This window comes from Stratiformator vulcanicus, assembly GCF_007744515.1.
In the GTDB taxonomy this organism is placed as follows: Bacteria; Planctomycetota; Planctomycetia; order Planctomycetales; family Planctomycetaceae; genus Stratiformator; species Stratiformator vulcanicus.
Map to the genome: position 1 here is coordinate 2769192 of NZ_CP036268.1, position 17882 is coordinate 2787073.

General features: G+C 57.5%; 10 protein-coding genes and 1 tRNA gene. 2 read left to right on the forward strand and 9 right to left on the reverse strand.

Features of this window, described 5'->3' with window-relative positions; all coding sequences use genetic code 11:
* Positions 1 to 71 precede the first annotated feature (71 nt).
* The gene (locus tag Pan189_RS10885) at positions 72 to 1703 is read left to right on the forward strand and encodes an AMP-binding protein (protein ID WP_145363947.1); all 1632 of its coding nucleotides are present in this window, start codon (positions 72 to 74) and stop codon (positions 1701 to 1703) included.
* 93 nt (positions 1704 to 1796) lie between these two features.
* A tRNA-Ala gene (locus Pan189_RS10890) sits at positions 1797 to 1869 on the forward strand.
* Between the two features lie 373 nt (positions 1870 to 2242).
* Here the strand turns inward: Pan189_RS10890 and Pan189_RS10895 are convergent.
* The 9 genes from Pan189_RS10895 to Pan189_RS10935 form a co-directional block, all read right to left on the reverse strand.
* Positions 2243 to 3733 carry a DUF1501 domain-containing protein gene (locus Pan189_RS10895; protein ID WP_145363948.1) on the reverse strand — a complete coding sequence of 497 codons (1491 nt, stop codon included), beginning with the start codon at positions 3731 to 3733 and terminating at the stop codon, positions 2243 to 2245.
* Positions 3730 to 7569 carry a DUF1553 domain-containing protein gene (locus Pan189_RS10900; protein WP_145363949.1) on the reverse strand — a complete coding sequence of 1280 codons (3840 nt, stop codon included), beginning with the start codon at positions 7567 to 7569 and terminating at the stop codon, positions 3730 to 3732. Before Pan189_RS10900 ends, Pan189_RS10895 begins: the two co-directional genes overlap by 4 nt.
* Positions 7570 to 7626: 57 nt before the next feature.
* Positions 7627 to 8148 (reverse strand): sigma-70 family RNA polymerase sigma factor, encoded by a 522-nt coding sequence (locus Pan189_RS10905; protein WP_145363950.1) that lies wholly within the window; start codon positions 8146 to 8148, stop codon positions 7627 to 7629.
* Between the two features lie 343 nt (positions 8149 to 8491).
* Positions 8492 to 10141: an arylsulfatase gene (locus tag Pan189_RS10910; protein WP_145363951.1), complete on the reverse strand. Its 1650-nt coding sequence runs from the start codon at positions 10139 to 10141 to the stop codon at positions 8492 to 8494.
* 27 nt (positions 10142 to 10168) lie between these two features.
* Positions 10169 to 11668, reverse strand: coding sequence for a family 43 glycosylhydrolase (locus Pan189_RS10915; RefSeq protein WP_145363952.1), 1500 nt, complete (start codon positions 11666 to 11668; stop codon positions 10169 to 10171).
* Positions 11659 to 13056: an arylsulfatase gene (locus Pan189_RS10920; RefSeq protein ID WP_310820327.1), complete on the reverse strand. Its 1398-nt coding sequence runs from the start codon at positions 13054 to 13056 to the stop codon at positions 11659 to 11661. The genes Pan189_RS10915 and Pan189_RS10920 overlap by 10 nt, the downstream gene beginning before the upstream one ends.
* 267 nt (positions 13057 to 13323) lie before the next feature.
* Positions 13324 to 14292, reverse strand: coding sequence for a hypothetical protein (locus Pan189_RS10925; protein ID WP_145363954.1), 969 nt, complete (start codon positions 14290 to 14292; stop codon positions 13324 to 13326).
* Between the two features lie 188 nt (positions 14293 to 14480).
* Entirely contained in the window at positions 14481 to 15788 is a 1308-nt protein-coding gene (locus tag Pan189_RS10930; RefSeq protein WP_145363955.1) for a DUF1552 domain-containing protein, read from the reverse strand.
* On the reverse strand, positions 15785 to 17875 hold the full coding sequence (locus tag Pan189_RS10935; RefSeq protein ID WP_145363956.1) for a DUF1592 domain-containing protein: 2091 nt from the start codon (positions 17873 to 17875) through the stop codon (positions 15785 to 15787). Before Pan189_RS10935 ends, Pan189_RS10930 begins: the two co-directional genes overlap by 4 nt.
* Between the last annotated feature and the right edge of the window lie 7 nt (positions 17876 to 17882).

A 17882-nucleotide genomic window follows, 5' to 3' on the forward strand; every position in this document is an offset into this window, starting at 1 on the left:
ACCAAACGCAAATGGCTATCTTACCGAGACTGATCGCCTTGTTATTTCGCGTCCAAATTTAGACCAGTTCCATGAGCGCTCCTGATACCGCCACGACGTTCGACGTTCCCATCTGTCAGTTCATTCGGCAGTGCAAATCAGCAGGCTCCGAACTCAAAGTAGCCGACTCCACCGGAACGGAAGTCTCGGGCTCCAGACTGTTAATCGGAGCGATTGCGTTCGCCCGACTGCTGCGACGGCGTCATCTCGATGCGAACGAGAAGACGGTGGGCGTGATGCTGCCTCCCTCAGCCGGAGGAGCGATCGTCAACGCCGCCCTCGCCCTGGATCAACGAGCCGCGGTCAACCTGAACTACACGCTGTCCGAAGAGGACGTGGCCTATTGCGTCCGAGAAGCGAAGATCAGTCACGTGATCGTAAGTCGAAAGTTTCTCGAAAAGCGGCCGATGAAATTCGAGGTGCCGCTCATTTACGTGGAGGACCTCCGCAAAGAAATTGGATCGATCGACAAAGTGATTGCCGCGTCGATTTCGAAACTCCCACCGTCGTTGATCGAAAAGGTCTTCAAACTCGACGCCATCTCCCCTGATGATCTATTGACGATCATTTTTACCTCCGGCTCAACCGGAGAACCCAAGGGAGTCATGCTCTCTCACCGCAACGTTGCGGCCAACCTGAAATCGATCGGCAAGCTTGTTCACCTTTATCCCGAAGACGTGATGCTCGGCGTCCTGCCGTTCTTTCACGCGTTCGGATACACAGCCACAATGTGGTGGCCGCTCTGCCTGACGACCAAGGGCATTTATCATTACAACCCGCTCGACGCCCGCACCGTTGGGGAACTTTGTAAGAAATATCGCGGGACGTTCCTCGTCGCGACTCCGACATTCCTGCGGTCGTATCAGAAGAGGTGCAGCCCCGAACAACTCGGCACGTTGGAAGTCGTGATCGTCGGGGCAGAGAAATTGCCTGCCGAGCTGCGCGAAAGCTTTTCCGCAAAATTCGGCGTCGAACCCTCCGAAGGCTACGGCGCAACCGAACTGGCCCCGGTCGCATCGTGCAACATTCCGGACCATCGGGCGATCGACAATTCCCGTACCGCTACGAAGCATGGCACTGTCGGGCGACCTCTTCCCGGTCAATCGGCGAAAATTGTTGACCCTGAGTCGTTCAACGACCGTGGTCAGGACGAGGAAGGGCTGCTGATGCTCAGCGGCGAGAATGTGATGCGAGGGTACTGGAATCGCGACGAAAAAACTGCCGAGGTGATTCGAGACGGATGGTACGTCACTGGTGATTTTGCCCGGATCGACGATGAAGGCTACATCCACATCACCGGCCGTCAGAGCCGGTTCTCCAAAATTGGCGGCGAAATGGTTCCTCACCTCCGTATCGAAGAGGAACTCTCCCGTTTGTGCGGCGATTGCGATGAAGGAAATTTGAAAGTCGCCGTGACCGCCGTCCCTGATCCGAAAAAGGGCGAGCGTATCATCGTGCTGCATACGGGATTGGATCGCCCCGTCGAGGAGATTCTCAAAGAGTTGGAACAAGCGGGACTCCCGAACCTTTGGTTGCCCGGCCGTGACTCTTTCTACGAAGTCGAAGCCATTCCGGTCCTCGGCTCGGGCAAATTGGACCTGAAAGCACTCAAGCAAACGGCGATGGATAAGTCGGGACAGTCGGTCACAGCCCAATCTGCCTAACTCCGTCCGAGCCATCCGCTTGACACAAATTTGATGCGTTGATAACGTCCAAAACGCGAAAGATTGCAGCTCGACTGCAAACCTTCGCCTCCAGGGGGATTAGCTCAGCTGGGAGAGCGCTTGCATGGCATGCAAGAGGTCAGGGGTTCGAGTCCCCTATCCTCCATTGACGTAAAGCTCGGTTGAATCGCAACTTGCGATTACCCGCCTCTCGCGGCGGTGCGACCTCTTACCGGATTAATGCCGGAGAGGCAGGTTGTTCCACATGCGATCGAGGCTCTTCTCTTTGTCGCTCCACAAGCCTTCCGGGCAGGCTGTCGTCACTTTCGACGGCCGCAACCACTAACTTCGGACAGCACGGCTCGGCCTAATGCGAGCGGCCGATCGGGCGGCTTTGGCTGCTGAAGTCGGCTCGATATTCGGCGCGACCGTCGATCAGGCCGATCGTACTTCCTTCTCTAATATGCCCGTTCAACAGGGCCAATCTCTGATTGATTTAACTCATCTCTATTCAACTCGTCGTGCAGATGTTGGTTAATTCATGACAGAATTTCTTTGACGACCCGGGCCGGCTCGACTCCGGTGAGGCGTTGGTCAAGCCCCTGATACTTAAAGCTTAGTTTTCGGTGATCGATGCCCAATTGATTCAGGATCGTGGCGTTCAAATCGTTGATGTGGACTGGGTCTTGCGTGATGTTGTACGAGAAGTCGTCGGTCTCGCCGTGGACGACTCCGCCGCGGATGCCACCTCCCGCCATCCAGGTGGAGAAGCACCGCGGGTGATGGTCGCGACCGTAGGTCTTCGCGGTCAGCTTGCCTTGGCAGTAGGTGGTGCGGCCGAATTCGCCTCCCCAGACGACGAGAGTCTCTTCGAGGAGCCCCCGCTGTTTGAGGTCCTGCACTAAAGCGTAGGAGGGCCGGTCGATGTCGCCGCATTGCAGCGGAAGATCGCGCGGCAGCGAATTGTGCTGATCCCAGCCACGGTGGAAAATCTGCACGAAGCGGACATCCCGCTCCATCATGCGGCGGGCGAGCACGCAGTTGTACGCGAATGTCCCGGGCGTCTTCGCCTCCGGGCCATACAGATCGAAGGTCGACTCCGGCTCGGTCGAGAGGTCGGTCAATTCGGGGACCGAAGCCTGCATGCGAAAGGCCATCTCGTACTGCGAAATACGGGTCTGCGTTTCCGGATCGCCGACTTCGTCATAGAGTTTGCGATTGAGCTCGCCGACACCGTCGAGCATGACCCGCCTCAATTCGCGATCAACTCCCGGTGGGTTGGAGAGGTAGAGTACCGGGTCGCCTTGAGAGCGAAGGGCGACGCCCTGATGTTTCGACGGCAGAAAGCCACTGCCCCACAAACGCGAGTAAAGCGCTTGGGCGTCCCGTTTGGCGGACCAGGTCGAATTCAGGACGACGAACGTCGGCAGGTTGGCATTCAGGCTTCCAAGCCCGTAGCTGAGCCACGCACCGAGGCTCGCCCGGCCGGGAATCTGACTGCCGGTCTGGATATAGGTGATCGCCGGATCGTGGTTGATTGCTTCGGTCCAGACCGAGCGCACGATCGCGATATCGTCGACCATCTTGCCGATGTTCGGCAGCAGTTCGCTCACTCGCGTGCCGTTGTCGCCGCATTGTCGAAAGTCGTACTTCGACGGTGCGATGGGCAGACGATCCTGACCCGACGTCATGGTCGTCAATCGTTGCCCCATGATGACCGACTGAGGCAGGTCCTCGTCGAACATGTCCCGTAATTTCGGCTTGTAGTCGAAAGTATCGATCTGCGACGGGGCTCCCGACATGAAGAGATAGATCGCCCGCTTCGCCTTCGGTGCATGGTGCAAGCCGCCGGTCGATGTATCGCGACTGGTCTCTTTGCCGGAAGCAGTATCGGCAACGGTTGGCCCCAATAGGCTCGCGAGAGCCGCGGTACCGAGACCGCAGGCGGAGCGGCCGAAGAACTGCCGACGGTTTTCCAGCCGGAGATGGTTCGCAATTGGCGAGGCAATTTGTGTTTTTTGATTGTTCATTGCTTCGTGACGACCTCGTCGAGATTGAATAGCTGATTGACGACCATCGCGACGGCGGCGGCTTCCGTCGCTTCGAGAGATTCGTTTCGCGGCATTTCGCCAACCGACAAAAGGTCGGCTGCGGCGTCGGGACGGTTCGCAAAGATGGCACGGAATCGACCAAGCGACTCGCGGAGCACGTCCAGCTCGTCCGCGTCGATCGGTCGGGTCGTGACCCGGTAGAACAGTTCGGACAGCAGCGCATCGTCAGAGGCCTGTCGCTCGGACAGCACTTTTTCGGCCAGCACTCGCGCCGCTTCTACAAACTGCGGATCGTTCATCAGCACGAGCGCCTGCATCGGCGTGTTGGTGCGCTCGCGCCGGACGATGCACGACTCGCGATCGGGGGCGTCGAAGATCGCCATGTTCGGTGCGATCGCCGTCCGCTTCCAAAAAGTGTAGAGGCTGCGGCGGTATAGCTTCGGGCCGCGATCCCGAGAGAAGTTTGCCGTGTTGCTGGTCGGGTAGGCGACCGTCTGCCACAGGCCGTCCGGCTGATACGGCTTCACCGGAGGCCCGCCGATGTCTTCGACGAGCAGCCCGCTGAGGGCCAACATTTGATCGCGGACCATTTCCGCATCGAGCCGGAATCGCGGGCCGCGGGCGAGGTAACGGTTTTCCGGATCGACCTCAAGGTGCTCCGGCCGGACATTCGAGGCCTGACGATAGGTAGCCGACATCACGATCTGCTTGATCATGCGCTTCGTATCCCAGCCGTGCTCAACGAAGTCGATGGCGAGCCAGTCGAGCAGTTCCGGGTGCGAGGGCGGTTCGCCCTGCGTGCCGAAGTCCCCGGCGGTCTTGACGATGCCGGTCCCGAATATCTGCTGCCAGAAACGATTCACCGTCACCCGCGCCATCACGGGGTGATCGGGTTCGGTCAACCACCGGGCGAGTCCGAGCCGATTGAGCGGCGCGTCTTCGGGCAGCGGCGGGAAGACTTCCGGCACGCCGGCGGTGACGTCTTCAATCGGCTGATCGTATTCTCCTCGACGCAGCAACTTCGCCTTCGGCGTTTTCCCTAGTTCGTTCATCACGAGCGTTGTCGGCGCGTCGAACTCGATGCTGAATTGCTCATCCTTCAGTTCGCCGTCCCGGGCGATCAGCGACTTCACCTCGTCGTCCGTTCGCAGAAGTGTGTTCCGCAGGAGAAGTTTGCGGTCCGCCTCCGTCCGTTGCTCGGGCGACTTCGCGAGCGATTCGAGCACGTCATCATGCCGTAATATCTCGCGAAGCTCTTCCATTCGGAGCAGTCGGTCGTAGAGCCGGACGTCGTCGACGCCGATCGGAGCCGTGCCGATCAAAGCCGGAGCCGACGTCACCCCTGGAAAATCAACATCGACGAACCGCGCGTCACGTGATTGCAGTTCGCCGTCGACGTAGAAGTTGGCTCCAGTCGAGAAACGCTTCCCTTCCCACGTAACGACGACGTGGTGCCACTCGCCCGGCGGGATCGGTTCGCCGCTGATGACCTTATAAATCGTGCCGGAGGAGTCGAACAGTTCGAGGGCCGGTCGGTTGTTGCTAAACAGCACGAAGCGGAAACCGGGACCGTTCTTCTGATCGCTCATGCGGGTCACGATGTACGTGAATTTTTCCCGCTGCGGTCGGACCCAAGCGGCAATCGACATCGCCTTATGGATGTCCCATTCCGCAAGGCCGTCGACGACGAGTTGATTCGACTTCAATACCTCGACCGTCTTTCTCACTCCCCGCTGCTTCGAACGGGCAACCGGACCGATCTTCGCCGCCCTTACTTCGAGTTTGGCCGGTGCCCGATCGCCGCGAACGACGGTCGCTTCATCCCTCAGCTTCGGTGCCGCGACCGGATTGGACGGCAACGACGGTCGGCCGCGCGTCCGCGCTATAAATTCGAACGGCCCATTCACGGCCGGTTCTGCGCCCGGCCGGGCTGCTTCGACGGGACGTTCCCGCGACGGCGGACCGGCGCGCGAGAGCGACGCCGAGATCGGCAGGTGCATCACGAGTCCGTCCGACGAAACAGGATCCTTCCGCAACGTCTCAGCATGACCGGCCACGAAGGCCGCGACGTCGTCGACCGTTCGTTCAAGCTCCGCGACTCGCGCGTCGACCTTTTGCTCAATTTCGCCAAGCTCCGTCATGATCTGATCGATCCGCTCCAGCTTGTCGGGGGCAATCGCGCGGATCATCGGTGGCGTATCCTTCACGTTCCGATCGAAGCCGTTTTGCGTCGTGTTGTTGAAGAACGCGTAGAGCTCATAGAACTCTCGCTGCGAGAGCGGGTCGAACTTGTGATCGTGGCAGGCGGCACAGCCCGCGGTGAGGCCGAGGAAGACGGTCGCCGTCGTCTCCGTCCGATCGACGGCGTAGCGGTGCAGCAGTTCGGCTTCGATCGAACCGCCTTCGTTGCTGGTCACGTTGTTGCGGTTGAAACCGGTCGCGACGAGCTGCGGATTACTCGGCTCCGGCAGCAGGTCGCCGGCGAGTTGTTCAACGGTGAATTGGTCGAACGGCATATTGTCGTTAAATGCCTTCACCACCCAGTCGCGATATGGCCAAATCTCGCGGTAGTTGTCGAAGTGCATGCCGTGCGTGTCGGCGTATCGAGCCGCGTCGAGCCAATACCTTGCACGGTGCTCACCAAACGTCGGTGACGCTAGTAGCCGATCGACCAGCCGCTCATACGCGTCGGGCCGCTCGTCGTTGACGAATACTTCGACTTCTTCAGGTGTTGGAGGTAAGCCGGTCAGGTCAAACATGACGCGACGGATCAGCGTGTACCGGTCGGCTTCTCGCGATGGCGACAGACCCTTACGGTCGAGTTCACGCAGGACAAACGCGTCGATCGGATTACGCGCCCAGTCCGAATTGCTCTCCGGAAGGGCGACTTTCTGCGGAGGAATAAATGCCCAGTGCTCTTCCCAGCGGGCTCCCTCCTCGATCCAACGGCGAATCAGGTCAACCTCCTGTTTCGTCAATGACTTCTCTGAGTCGGGCGGCGGCATTACGAGGAACTCGTCGTCGGAGACGATCCGCTCATAAAGCGAACTTTCGTCCGGACGAAAACGGGTGATGACCGCACCGGACCCTTCACGGTCGTCAAAGGCACCGGCTTCAAGATCAAGTCGCAGTTCGCCTTCACGAGCATGGGCATCCGGGCCGTGACAAGCGAAGCAGTTGTCTGAGAGGATCGGCCGGATGTCCCGGTTGAACTCCACCTTGGGTACTGCCGAGCCGGACCGGGCCGGGGGCCGGTTCTGTGAACCGACGAGCATAAACGCCGGCGGCAGCCGCCGATCCTGATAGAGGTCGGCAGCCACCACGCTCTCCACCGGCCGCCTCGCCTCACGTGGGTCCGGCGAAAGGGGTTTGGCTGTCGACATATGCCGAAGCTCAATATCTCGATGCCCTTCGACTTCGGGAGCTTTAGCACGTTCGTTGTCGATTGCGACCGAGGCGTCCGGCTTGGCCGTCCGAGTGCCATCGACACTGACGGCGAACGCGAGTCCCACCGCAAGTACCGCCGCAGCCCCGGCAAGCGTCGCTACGACCCGTGAACTCTTGAGAGGCGGGCGTTGCGTGGCGTTGCTCGAAGAGGTCTCTTCGAAGATCGCCATCAAGAGACCATGCTCATACAGCAACTGCCCGTGCAGATGACAAAACTCGACGTAGGTTTCCCGCAGCCCCTCATCGCGCAGCAACTCCCCAAGACGATTCCGCTTATCGACAGTCCACTCACCGTCGATCATCTCGACCAGAAGACGCTCAAACTCGGCCCGCTGCTCAACGGTTGATAGGTCAGTTGGTGCTGACATCGTTGCTCACTTTCCGGTCGGAGCCGGAGACTGGTTTCAAGTTCTCTTCGATTGCTCTCAGCTCCCGGTTCGCGCCGCCTGTAAGCATTCAATCAGGTTCTGTCGGGCTCGAAACAGGAGCTGTGAAATTGCGTTCGCCGTTCGTTCGGTCTCCGCCGCGAGATCGTGAACCGACACCCCTTCGAGATAACGCTTCAACACCAATTCTCGCTGTTGATCGGGAAGCCGTCGCAAGCAGTCTTCAAGCCGCTCCCGCCGATCGTCGAACGAATCGTCCGCGCTTTCGGAATCGGCTTTGATCGCCGTTAACACCGTCTCGTCGAAGACATGCCTGTCCCGCAATTGGCGTTGCTGATACGCCATAAATTGGAAATGCGCAATCCGGAACGCCCACGCCTTGAAGCTGGTGCCAATTTTGAACTCGACCGACTTCCGCCACAAAACGACGTTCGTCTCCTGCAATATTTCTTGCGCCACATCGCGATCTGCAGAAAGTGAAAGTAAATACCCGAACAGTCTCGGCTGGAAAGCCGTGATCAACTGCAGAAATTCGCCGCCACCGTCGTTCTCGTTCGACATATCCCTAGAGCTGCTGCGAGGACTTCGTCTGAGGCAGATAGCGGGAGCCGGCGGAATCTTATTCTGTTTATCGCTTCGCAGCGAAGATTTCGGCAATCCGATGAATTTATCTGCATTTCATGCGGTTTTCGCCTGCGCTAAATCGGACTTCAACGTTGGCTCGTCGAAGCACATCGCGGCTTCCGCGTAGTTCCCGGCTCTCGCCTCCCGTCGGCAACGCTTGGTATCTCACCAAGGTTTTGGGCGTTATTGCCGACACTACGATCGAACAATGATTTTTTGGATCAACGAAAAGAAGGCGTCCGAGCCATCCGCAGCGTAGGCCGGATATAGCCGAACGTCATCACTTCGGAACATCCTTCTCAAATTGATCATAGCCACCGATGGCCAGCAGTTTTTCCCAATCTTCGACCCCGCAGCGATCAGCCCAAGTTGTATAAGCTTTCGAGAGTTCGGCAACTAACTCGGGCTGTTGTGCAGCAATATCATTCAGTTCGGTGCGATCAGTCCGGAGATCATAAAGTTCCCAGGCTCCCGTTCGAGGACCGGTGCCGACGACGCTGCCCTCCTCGTGGACCTCGTTGTAATAAGACACAAGTTTCCAACGCCCATCACGCACAGCCCGATTGCCTTCATGTTCCCAAAAGAGGCGGCGATTGGTGGAAGTGCCTGCACTATTCATCGCGGGGAGCAATGACTGCCCCTCTGGCGGCAGAACGTCGACTCCATCCCGCCGACTCAACGCCTCAGCGTTGGCTGCGTCGAGTATCGTGGGTAACAAATCTTGCACATGCCCGATCTGATCATGATTAATATACCCGTGAGGAATACGCTCCGGCCAATTTGCAATGAGCGGTGTCGCGATGCCCCCTTCGTGAACCCAGTGCTTAAACAGTCGGAACGGTGTGTTGCTCGCGTTCGCCCACGGGAGCAGGTATCCGACGTATGATCCCCGTCGCCCCGCAACGCCTTTTTTCTCAGCCCCCACCGGTTCCGCGCATCCTCCATTGTCGCTGAGAAATAGGATTAACGTGTTCTTTCGCGTGCCGCGTTCCTCCAACGCTTTAAGAACCCTGCCAAGGCCCTGGTCAGCCCGATCAATCATCGCCGCATAAGCTGACATCCGCAGGTCCATCTCGTCTTGATCGGCCTCGGACCAGTCGTAGCTGTCTTCGTGACGCGGCGACAGTGTCACGTCGTCTGCAAAGAGGCCCAGTTCGCGCTGCCGATGCATTCGCGATTCGCGCAGCACATCCCAACCGTCGCGGTATTTGCCGCGATACTTCGCGATGTCTTCCGGCCACGCGTGCAGCGGCCAGTGAGGCGCCGTGTAGGCAAGATAAAGAAAAAACGGCTGATCCGCTTTGGCCTCTCCAACAAACTTCGCGGCGTACTTAGCGAAATAGTCGGTGGTATAGAAGTCATCGGGTCGCGGCCAGAACGGCTCATCCTGAAGTTTAATTTGATGACGCTTAGGATTGAAAAACCGACATGCGCCGCCCCAAATACCGAAGAATTCGTCAAACCCACGATCGGTCGGCCGCTGTCCGTCCCGGTGTCCGACGTGCCACTTCCCGGCCATAGCGGTTTGATAGCCCGCCTTCTTAAGACATTCCGCGATGGTGGCGGTTCTCGGCAAGAGGTATCCGCTGTACTCCTCCAACCCTTGGCGCCCGACCAGCGGTCCATTGTACTTATTCGTCGGTTCCATGTAGCCGATCCCCGCCTGATGCGGATAGAGACCGGTCAGCAATGCCGCGCGGGTCGGACAACACCGGCCCGCATTATAAAACTGAGTGAATCGCACGCCCCCCGCAGCGAGCGAATCAATATGCGGCGTCCGAATCTCAGAGCCGTAGCAGCCGATATCGGAGAAGCCCATATCGTCCATCATGATCAGGACGATGTCAGGACGGGAATCGCCTGCGATACCGGCGCGTGAATTTAAGAGCAGAAACCCGACGTTGACCGCCAGAAGAACACGAAGCGACATTATTGTGACCCGTCGAATCTCAGAATATTATTCGCGGCGCAACGGCCGATATCTATAGTATTTGAATTTCGCTGTTGACTCACCCGTTGCGAACAGGGCAGGGCGCAGTGTCCCGCCCTTCGAGACTTCGGCACTCGGCCACAGATTCTTCCAATCGCCGTCTGCGTTTTTCACCCAGAAGCTGACGTCCTGTCGATCGTTGACGATGCGGAGCGTTAAGAAGTCTTGCGGCGTCTCGACTGATTGGACGCGATTCGGTTTTCGGAAGCCTTTTTGGATGCGACTGACGCTGCCATTGCGGTCGACCTGCATCCCGATCAGCGATCCCGGGCTTGCGAAGAGTATTATGCCTGCCGTTCCTGAACCGCCGACGCGGAGTTCAGTCTCGATCTCGTAAGCTTCGTCGAAGGTATAGGAGCAGAGAGGACGAGAGCGCCCCGGATCAGCACCTCGGCCCTTCAAGGTTAATTCTCCATCGGAGACATTGATTCGGTCATGCTCCCATTTGCGATGAAACTGCCAGAAAATACCTGGCTGTTCGCTTTCGAACTCATCGCTCGGGTCGACTTCTACGGCTCGCCATGGAAGCGACTCTTCGGGCCATTCATCAGGAACGCGGTACCATCCGTCATCGGTCCATTCCAGCGGCTCAACAAGCGTGGCTCGGCCGAGAGTCCGTTGTCCGTTCTTAAAGCCGTGCAGCATCATCCACCAGTGCCCGCCAGGACCTTCGACCGGCGTACCATGCCCCTTAGACCACCATGCTTCAGTACGATCCCACGTTCGGACAATAGGATTGTAAGGCGACTCTTCCCAAGGCCCGAGCGGCGTCCGAGACCGTGCCGCGACAATCATGTGGCTCGTCGAGGGTCCGCCAGTGCCTCCCATCGCGCTCGTCAAATGGTACCATCCGTCATGCTTTGTAAACTTCGGTGACTCCAGGCACTCGCATTCGATCGTCCAATCGAGGGGGATTTTCCAGCCGTTATAGAACGACTTTAATTCGGTCGTTGCCCGTGTTCCATCATCACTGAGGCGAACGTATTTGCCATCGTTGAGCATCAGATAGCGAGACCCATCGGGAGCCACAACATGTCCGGGGTCGATTAACTTGTCGAAGACTCGCTTCGGTTCCGACCATGGTCCGGCCGGATCGGTCGCCGTCGTCACAAAGATGTCCCAAACTGAATCAGTCAGCGGGTAATAGAGGTAGTAAGTTCCTTCATGCTTGACCAATTCCGGCGCCCAGACTGAGCCGTCCGCCCGTTGTAAGGCATGTGTCAACGGCTTCCAATCGCGCAGATTCTTCGAATGCCAGATTAATAACCCAGGCTCAAAATTGAAGCTGGAGTGCGTCATGTAATAATCTTCGCCGTCCTTAAGGACAGTCGGGTCCGCCCAATTTCCAAGCAAAATCGGACGGGCCTCGGTTGGGCGAACCTGAATCTCGTCGGCCGAGGTGGCATGCATCGCGGCGACAACGGTTGAAATAACAACGGCGACACAAAGGAGTCTCGTTATCGCCATCGTTTTCCCTCCGGATATTCCGGACCGATCTGCGGCCGGGCGGGGACGCGTGCGTTTTTCATCTTTTCGTCGAGGCGAGCGGCAAGTTCCGGATGCAATTCGGCGAGATTCTTTGCCTCGCTGGGATCATCCTCCAGATTAAATAGTTCCAGAGGAGCGTCAGCGCCGTCGCGGACTACCTTCCACTGCCCCTTTCGCAGTGCGCGCTCTTGCTTAAGTTCCCAGTACATGTGTTCGTGCTTTTCCTGCCGATCGGTTTGACCGACGAGCGTTGGAACAATGCTGATGCCGTCAATATTTTGGGGAGGCGCGTCAGCGATGCCCGCTAACTCGCAAAGCGTCGGCATTACGTCCGGAAAGTAGGTGGGCAAGTCAGAATTCGACCCGGCCGCAATATGGCCCGGCCAACGCACGAGCAACGGGACGCGTATGCCGCCTTCATAAACTTCGCCCTTATTTGCCCGAAAATGGCCGGACGAATCGAGTTCGCCTTCGAATCGCTTCGAAGCGCCGTTATCCGATGTGAAGAATACGATGGTGTTCTCGGCCAATCCTAGTTCATCAAGCAGGTCGAGCACCGCGCCGGTTTGTTCGTCCATCATCTCGCAAAATGCCGCGTGCCCACGAGCCTTCAGTGACCACCGCTTGTCTTTAAATTTCAGCCAGTGGGGATCGTTCTTCGGTAGCTGAAACGATCCGTGTGGCGGCGTCCATGGGACGTAGCAAAAGAACCGCTCATCAGCGTGCTTGCGAATGAACTTTAAAGTCCGATCAAAAATGACATCCTGAGCAAACTGCCGACGCACGTTGAGTTTTTCATCAATTGGATCAACGCCTTCGCGATCGCCGTTGATGCGATGCGGATTGCTGAGCGGCAATTTCTCGCCTGTATCGATCAAATAGCGTGGAAAATAGCTGTGAGCGTGTCGCTGATTGTAGTAGCCAACGAACTCGTCGAAGCCCTGCCTTTCGGCGGCTCCGGTCGTGCCGATGTCGCCCTGTCCCCATTTGCCGAACCCGCCGACGACGTAATCAGCCTTATGCAACAGCTCGGCGATGGTGATATCTTCTTCCAGCAGTGGAACGCCACCGTCGGCATTGTCACGGACCGACGTGTGGCCGTTATGATAGCCGGTCATTAATGTGCACCGGGCCGGTGCACAGACAGGCGCACCTGAATACGCCTGAGTGAATTTCATCCCGTCGGTAGCGAGACTGTCGATTCGCGGGGTCTCCAACACTTTTGAGCCGTAGCTGCTCAAGTCGGCCGCTCCCATGTCGTCGACCATGATGAAGACGATATTGGGTGGCTCACCCGAGCCCGCCGCAAAGCAGTGCGTGGTCGAAAGGAATATCGCAAGCGCGAAACCAGAGCGGAGCAAAGACATCGGCAGACTCATCGGCGAGGTACTTGTTGCGAGCACAACAGGATTTGGCCCGCGGAGGATACATCAACACTATTTTGTGCGTCGACATCCGTGTCAAGCATGGACGAGAATCGCCATCCGTGAATTTGCTGTCTGAGCTGCAATTCGTATCAAAAGCATGGGATCGAAAGGCCAAGAGCTTCTACGAATGTATTGCAGCACCGTTCGAATGAAATGATCGCACTCTCGGCGAGCGTATTTGCCGATCTGCCGTGATAATCTCCGACGCTATTTACGGTCGCCCGGCAGCAGAGTCTCGGAATCGACGACAATCCGATTACCAGTGTTCTGCAACTTCGGCTTGGCCTCGCGTAGCCGCTTCATCGCATCAGAGTTCCAGAACTTCTTCGAGCATTCGACGTGCGTCAGCGTATCATTTTTTGCCAAGTGCTCGATGCCGTCTTCCCAGACAAACATCTTCTCTTTCCAGTGATGGAAGCCGAACGACGTGAGCTGATCGAGGCGGGCGACGTGCTTGAGGCAGCGGTGGTCGAAACTCTTGCCGTAACCCGGCTTGAGCGCGAATCGCTTGAGGTTTGGCAGTGCATCGACGGCCTCGCCGATTTCTTCATTATTCATCGTCGTGCGATGAAGTTCGAAGTCGACGACTTGCGGGTTGCGACGCAAGAATGGCAGAGCCTTGTTGGTGGCCGAAGCGATGTCGAGTTCGAGCCGGATCATTTCCGGAAACGTGTCAAGCTGATCAACCTTGGTGCCGTCGAGTCCGAACAGATGTTTTAGTTCCAGACGTTCCAATTCTTTATGACCATTAAGATTGAGCATGAAGCGGCCCGTGTCATCTCCCTTGTGATTCTCGATACAGAAAATCTTTAGATCGGGCCACTGCTGGAGGACAACGAAGGCATCGTCCGACAGCGGTTGCTTGAGCAATTGCAGCTCTTTCAGGGACGGAACGACCGACAGTTTCTTAAACGTCGCGTCGTCGGCCCCGGGGCGTGTTTCCGGTTTCGTTCTGCTAAACGCCTGATGGTTGCAGAGTAAGAGCGAGACGAGATTACCCTCATCGTCAAAGACGGCATCGCAGCGTGAAACCTGCGCGGCAAGGGCGTCAACGACTGCCTTCTGTGCGGGATCGGGGGTGACGCCGTTAGGAATGTGCTCTTTGAGCGACTTGTCGGCGGCGAACGCCATTGGAGCAGCGAGAATTAAGAGTGTCGGAACGCTGAAGCGAAACATGGATGTAAAAATCCCTGAAAAAAGTAAAATAATCTGCGTCCCAGAACGGTGGGACGACAGCGATAGTCAATAATTTTCTAAACGGCCAAGCAGTTGCGAGGTCAATCGCAACCTGGATTGACTGCGAAATTGAGCCGTTTATTTCGGTCTGAGTACGCCACCAGTCATTCCAGTGTGATTAATTTCAATTACGCCATAATTTCTTTAACAACACCGGTACTGTCGGCGAAGCGAGGAGCTTCGACGCCGGAGGCCTGAAGTAGCGAAAGCCAAAGATTGGCGATCGGCTCATAGCCTTTAAATTGATGATGAAAGCCGGTCTTCAGATGACCGCCCAATTTGCCAGCTACCACCACGGGCAGGTCGCGATAGCTGTGAACGCGACCGTCGCCCATGCCGGACCCCATCACGACGGCGCTGTTGTCGAGCAGCGTGCCGTCGCCTTCGGGAATCTGCTTCATTCGCTCGACGATGTAGGCGTACTGTTCGACGTGAAACCGGTCGATCTTCGCCAGCTTCTCCTTGGCCTCATCCCCTTTTGTGTGGGTCAGCACGTGGTGATTTTGCGGTTTATCAAATACGCCGTGATACATCCGCGGCGTATCCCAACGCTCGGGATCAATGACCAGCGTGGCGACTCTCGTCAGGTCGAGTTGAAACGCCAGAACAATCATGTCGCCCATCAGGCGAATATACTCGCCGCGGCGCTCCGGAGCAGACTTCGGTCGCTCGATCGGAATCTCAAGATCGCGTTCCTTAAACTTTTCGGCCGCCTGAATGCGGTTCTCGATCGACCGGACGGAGTCGAGGTATTCGTCGAGCTTAAAGCGATCGGCCCGCCCCAATTTCGTTCGCAGCCGCCTCGCGTCTTGCGAGACGACGTCGAGAATGCTTTTGTGCGACGGGTCACCGGCCGGATTGCCGAACAGTCGCTCGAAAACCTGACGCGGATCTTTCTCGACGTTCGCGGCGTAACCCGGACCGATCCAAGAGATCGATTCGAAATAGCGCGTCTCGCGGATGTCCTTACGATCGTTGCAGCTCAATTCGATCGATGGAAACAGAGAGTCCCGTCCGACCTGCCGAGCGATTAACTGGTCGAGCGAGACATTGGTCGGGAAGCCGTTGTCGAGAGCTTCACTCGGCGGCGAGCTCGTCAGCCAACAGCAGCCGGCTTGAGCATGGACGCCGGTACCACCACGCATTGTGCGGTCGAGTCCGGAAAAGAGCAGCAGGTCTTCGCGGAGTGCTTTCAAAGGCTCGAGCGTCGACGGCAACTCGTAGTCGTGGCCCGACTTCTCAGGATGCCAATGCTTCTGATTAACACCGTTGGGCGTATAGATGAAGACTGCCCGCTGCGGAGCGCCGCCGGCGCCGGTGCGCACACCGGCTCGAGCCGGTGTCGGCAGCATCATTTCCATCCACGGCAGGGCCAGCGAGACGCCAGCGCTGCGAAGTACGGTGCGGCGGCTGATGCGATACTTCGAGCGGCTCATATCTGCTCGCTTTCTACGTTCCGAATGTTGCGGAACGGATAGCTCTTGGTGATTTCAATGACGATGGTTGAGAAGCGATAGTCTTCTTTGCGAGCCGCCTCCATAATCTCGCGAACCGTCGCGGCGTCGTAGTATTCGAGCTGGCGGCCCAGGGCGTAAGACAGGAGCTTCTCGACAAACCCGCGGACAAATATTTCACGCCTCTCGGTGACAAGTCGCCGAAACTCGGCCGGCCCGTCAAATGATCGGCCATCAAGGAGTGTTCCGCTGGAGTCGATTTGCTGCTTACCGTCCTTCTCACGCCAGCGGCCCATCCCGTCATAGTTCTCAAGGGCGAAGCCGAGCGGGTCCATGCGATTGTGGCAGCCCGCGCAAGCCGGATTGTCGCGGTGCGACGCCAACTTCTCTCGCAACGTTAGTGACGGGTCTTCCACATCTTTAATTTCTCCAGCATTGGGTAGGGGCGGGGGCGGCGGACGGTTAAAGACGGTTTCCAAAACCCACGCTCCACGCTTCACGGGGCTGGTCCGTTCGGGAAAAGATGTCAGCGTTAAAGTCGCTCCCATTCCGAGCACACCGCCGCGGCGGCCGTCGGGGAGCTTCAGGCGAAAGAAACTCGGTGCCTTACCCCACTTTCGTTTCTTTTCGAGCTTTTTGGCATCTTCACCGAATTGTTCGGGATAGGCCGCGTGAAGTTCATCCTTCAGGCCATAAACTTCGGCAATCCATTCGTCGACATAGGTGAAACCGGGGTCGATCAGATCAACGACACTACGATCCTCGGCCAAAACGGTCTCGAACAGCAGCAGCGCCTCGATCATATAGGGCATCGTGAGCGTCGCCTTCTCGCCGCGATAGAAGTTACGAAACGCCTTTCGATCGGGCCGGACGCTGATGAGCGTATTGAGATCGAGCCACTGGACGGCGAATGACTCGGCGAGTTCAATGCTGTTGGGGTCGTCGAGCATCCGGCGGACCTCCGCCTCGATTCCCGATTCCGTCTGCAGCTTCCCAGACGCCGCCGCCTCAAACAATTTTTGATCGGGCATGCTGCTCCACAAAAAATACGACAACCGGCTCGCCAGTTCGAAATCGTCCAGCGGACGGACCGGATCAGCAGTCATGCCCGAAGGCTCGATGAAAAACAGGAAGCTCGGCGAAGTCAGCACGCCCGTAAGGGCTTTCTTCATGGCATCTTCGAAGCCGTTGCCCTGACCGATCGCGTGATCATAGAGCTGCATATAGAGGTCGACCTCTTCGTTCTCGACCGGGCGGCGGAACGCGCCGTTCATAAAGAACTGCAGTCTCTGCCGGGCGACGTCGCGTTCGGAACCTGCGGAGGGACTGTCGATCAATTGCTTGAATCGCTTGCTCTGTTTGGGCAGTTCCGGATGCTCGACGATTCGGGCGGCGAGCGTCATATATTTTTCGAGCAGGAGCGAGGAGACATTAAGCACGTCGCCCCGATTCGAAAAACCATGTTCGGCCTTGTTGTCGCCGGGGATGCCGCCATTGCGGAGAAACGGGTTGACCGTGCCGTTCTCCGACCAGCTGAGACTGACACCGTCGGGCATTTTGTCTTTGGCGGGCTGAAAGTAATCGCGACTCCGCAACGGCACCCGTTCCGGAAAGGGATAGATGTCCTTGTCGAGATCAAACAGGTCGCGAATCGTGTTGTTGTATTCGAGCCGGTTGAGCCGGCGAAGCACGGGATCGCCCGGATCGCGAACGCCGCTCTTGCCCGGCGCTGCAAGCACGTCGTCGATCCAGACCATCATGTCGTGCCGCTCCTTTGCGGAGGGCTTATCGCTCTCCTCGGGCGGCATATTCATCGAGTCGATCTCGTCGAGGGCTTTCTTCCACATCTCACGATCGATCAGGACCTTCTCGAGCGAATCAAATTCGCCGAGCGCGAAGTTGGCTTCGGGGAACTCATCCGCCTTGCCGTGACAGCCCGTGCAATAATTTTCTAAGAATGGCTGCGCCTTAATCGCAAAACCGTGCTGCAAATCTTGAGCTGCCGACTGCTCACTGAGTGCGAAACAGATCGAGATGATCAGGCAGATTGTCGATAGAATTCGAATCATTCGTTTT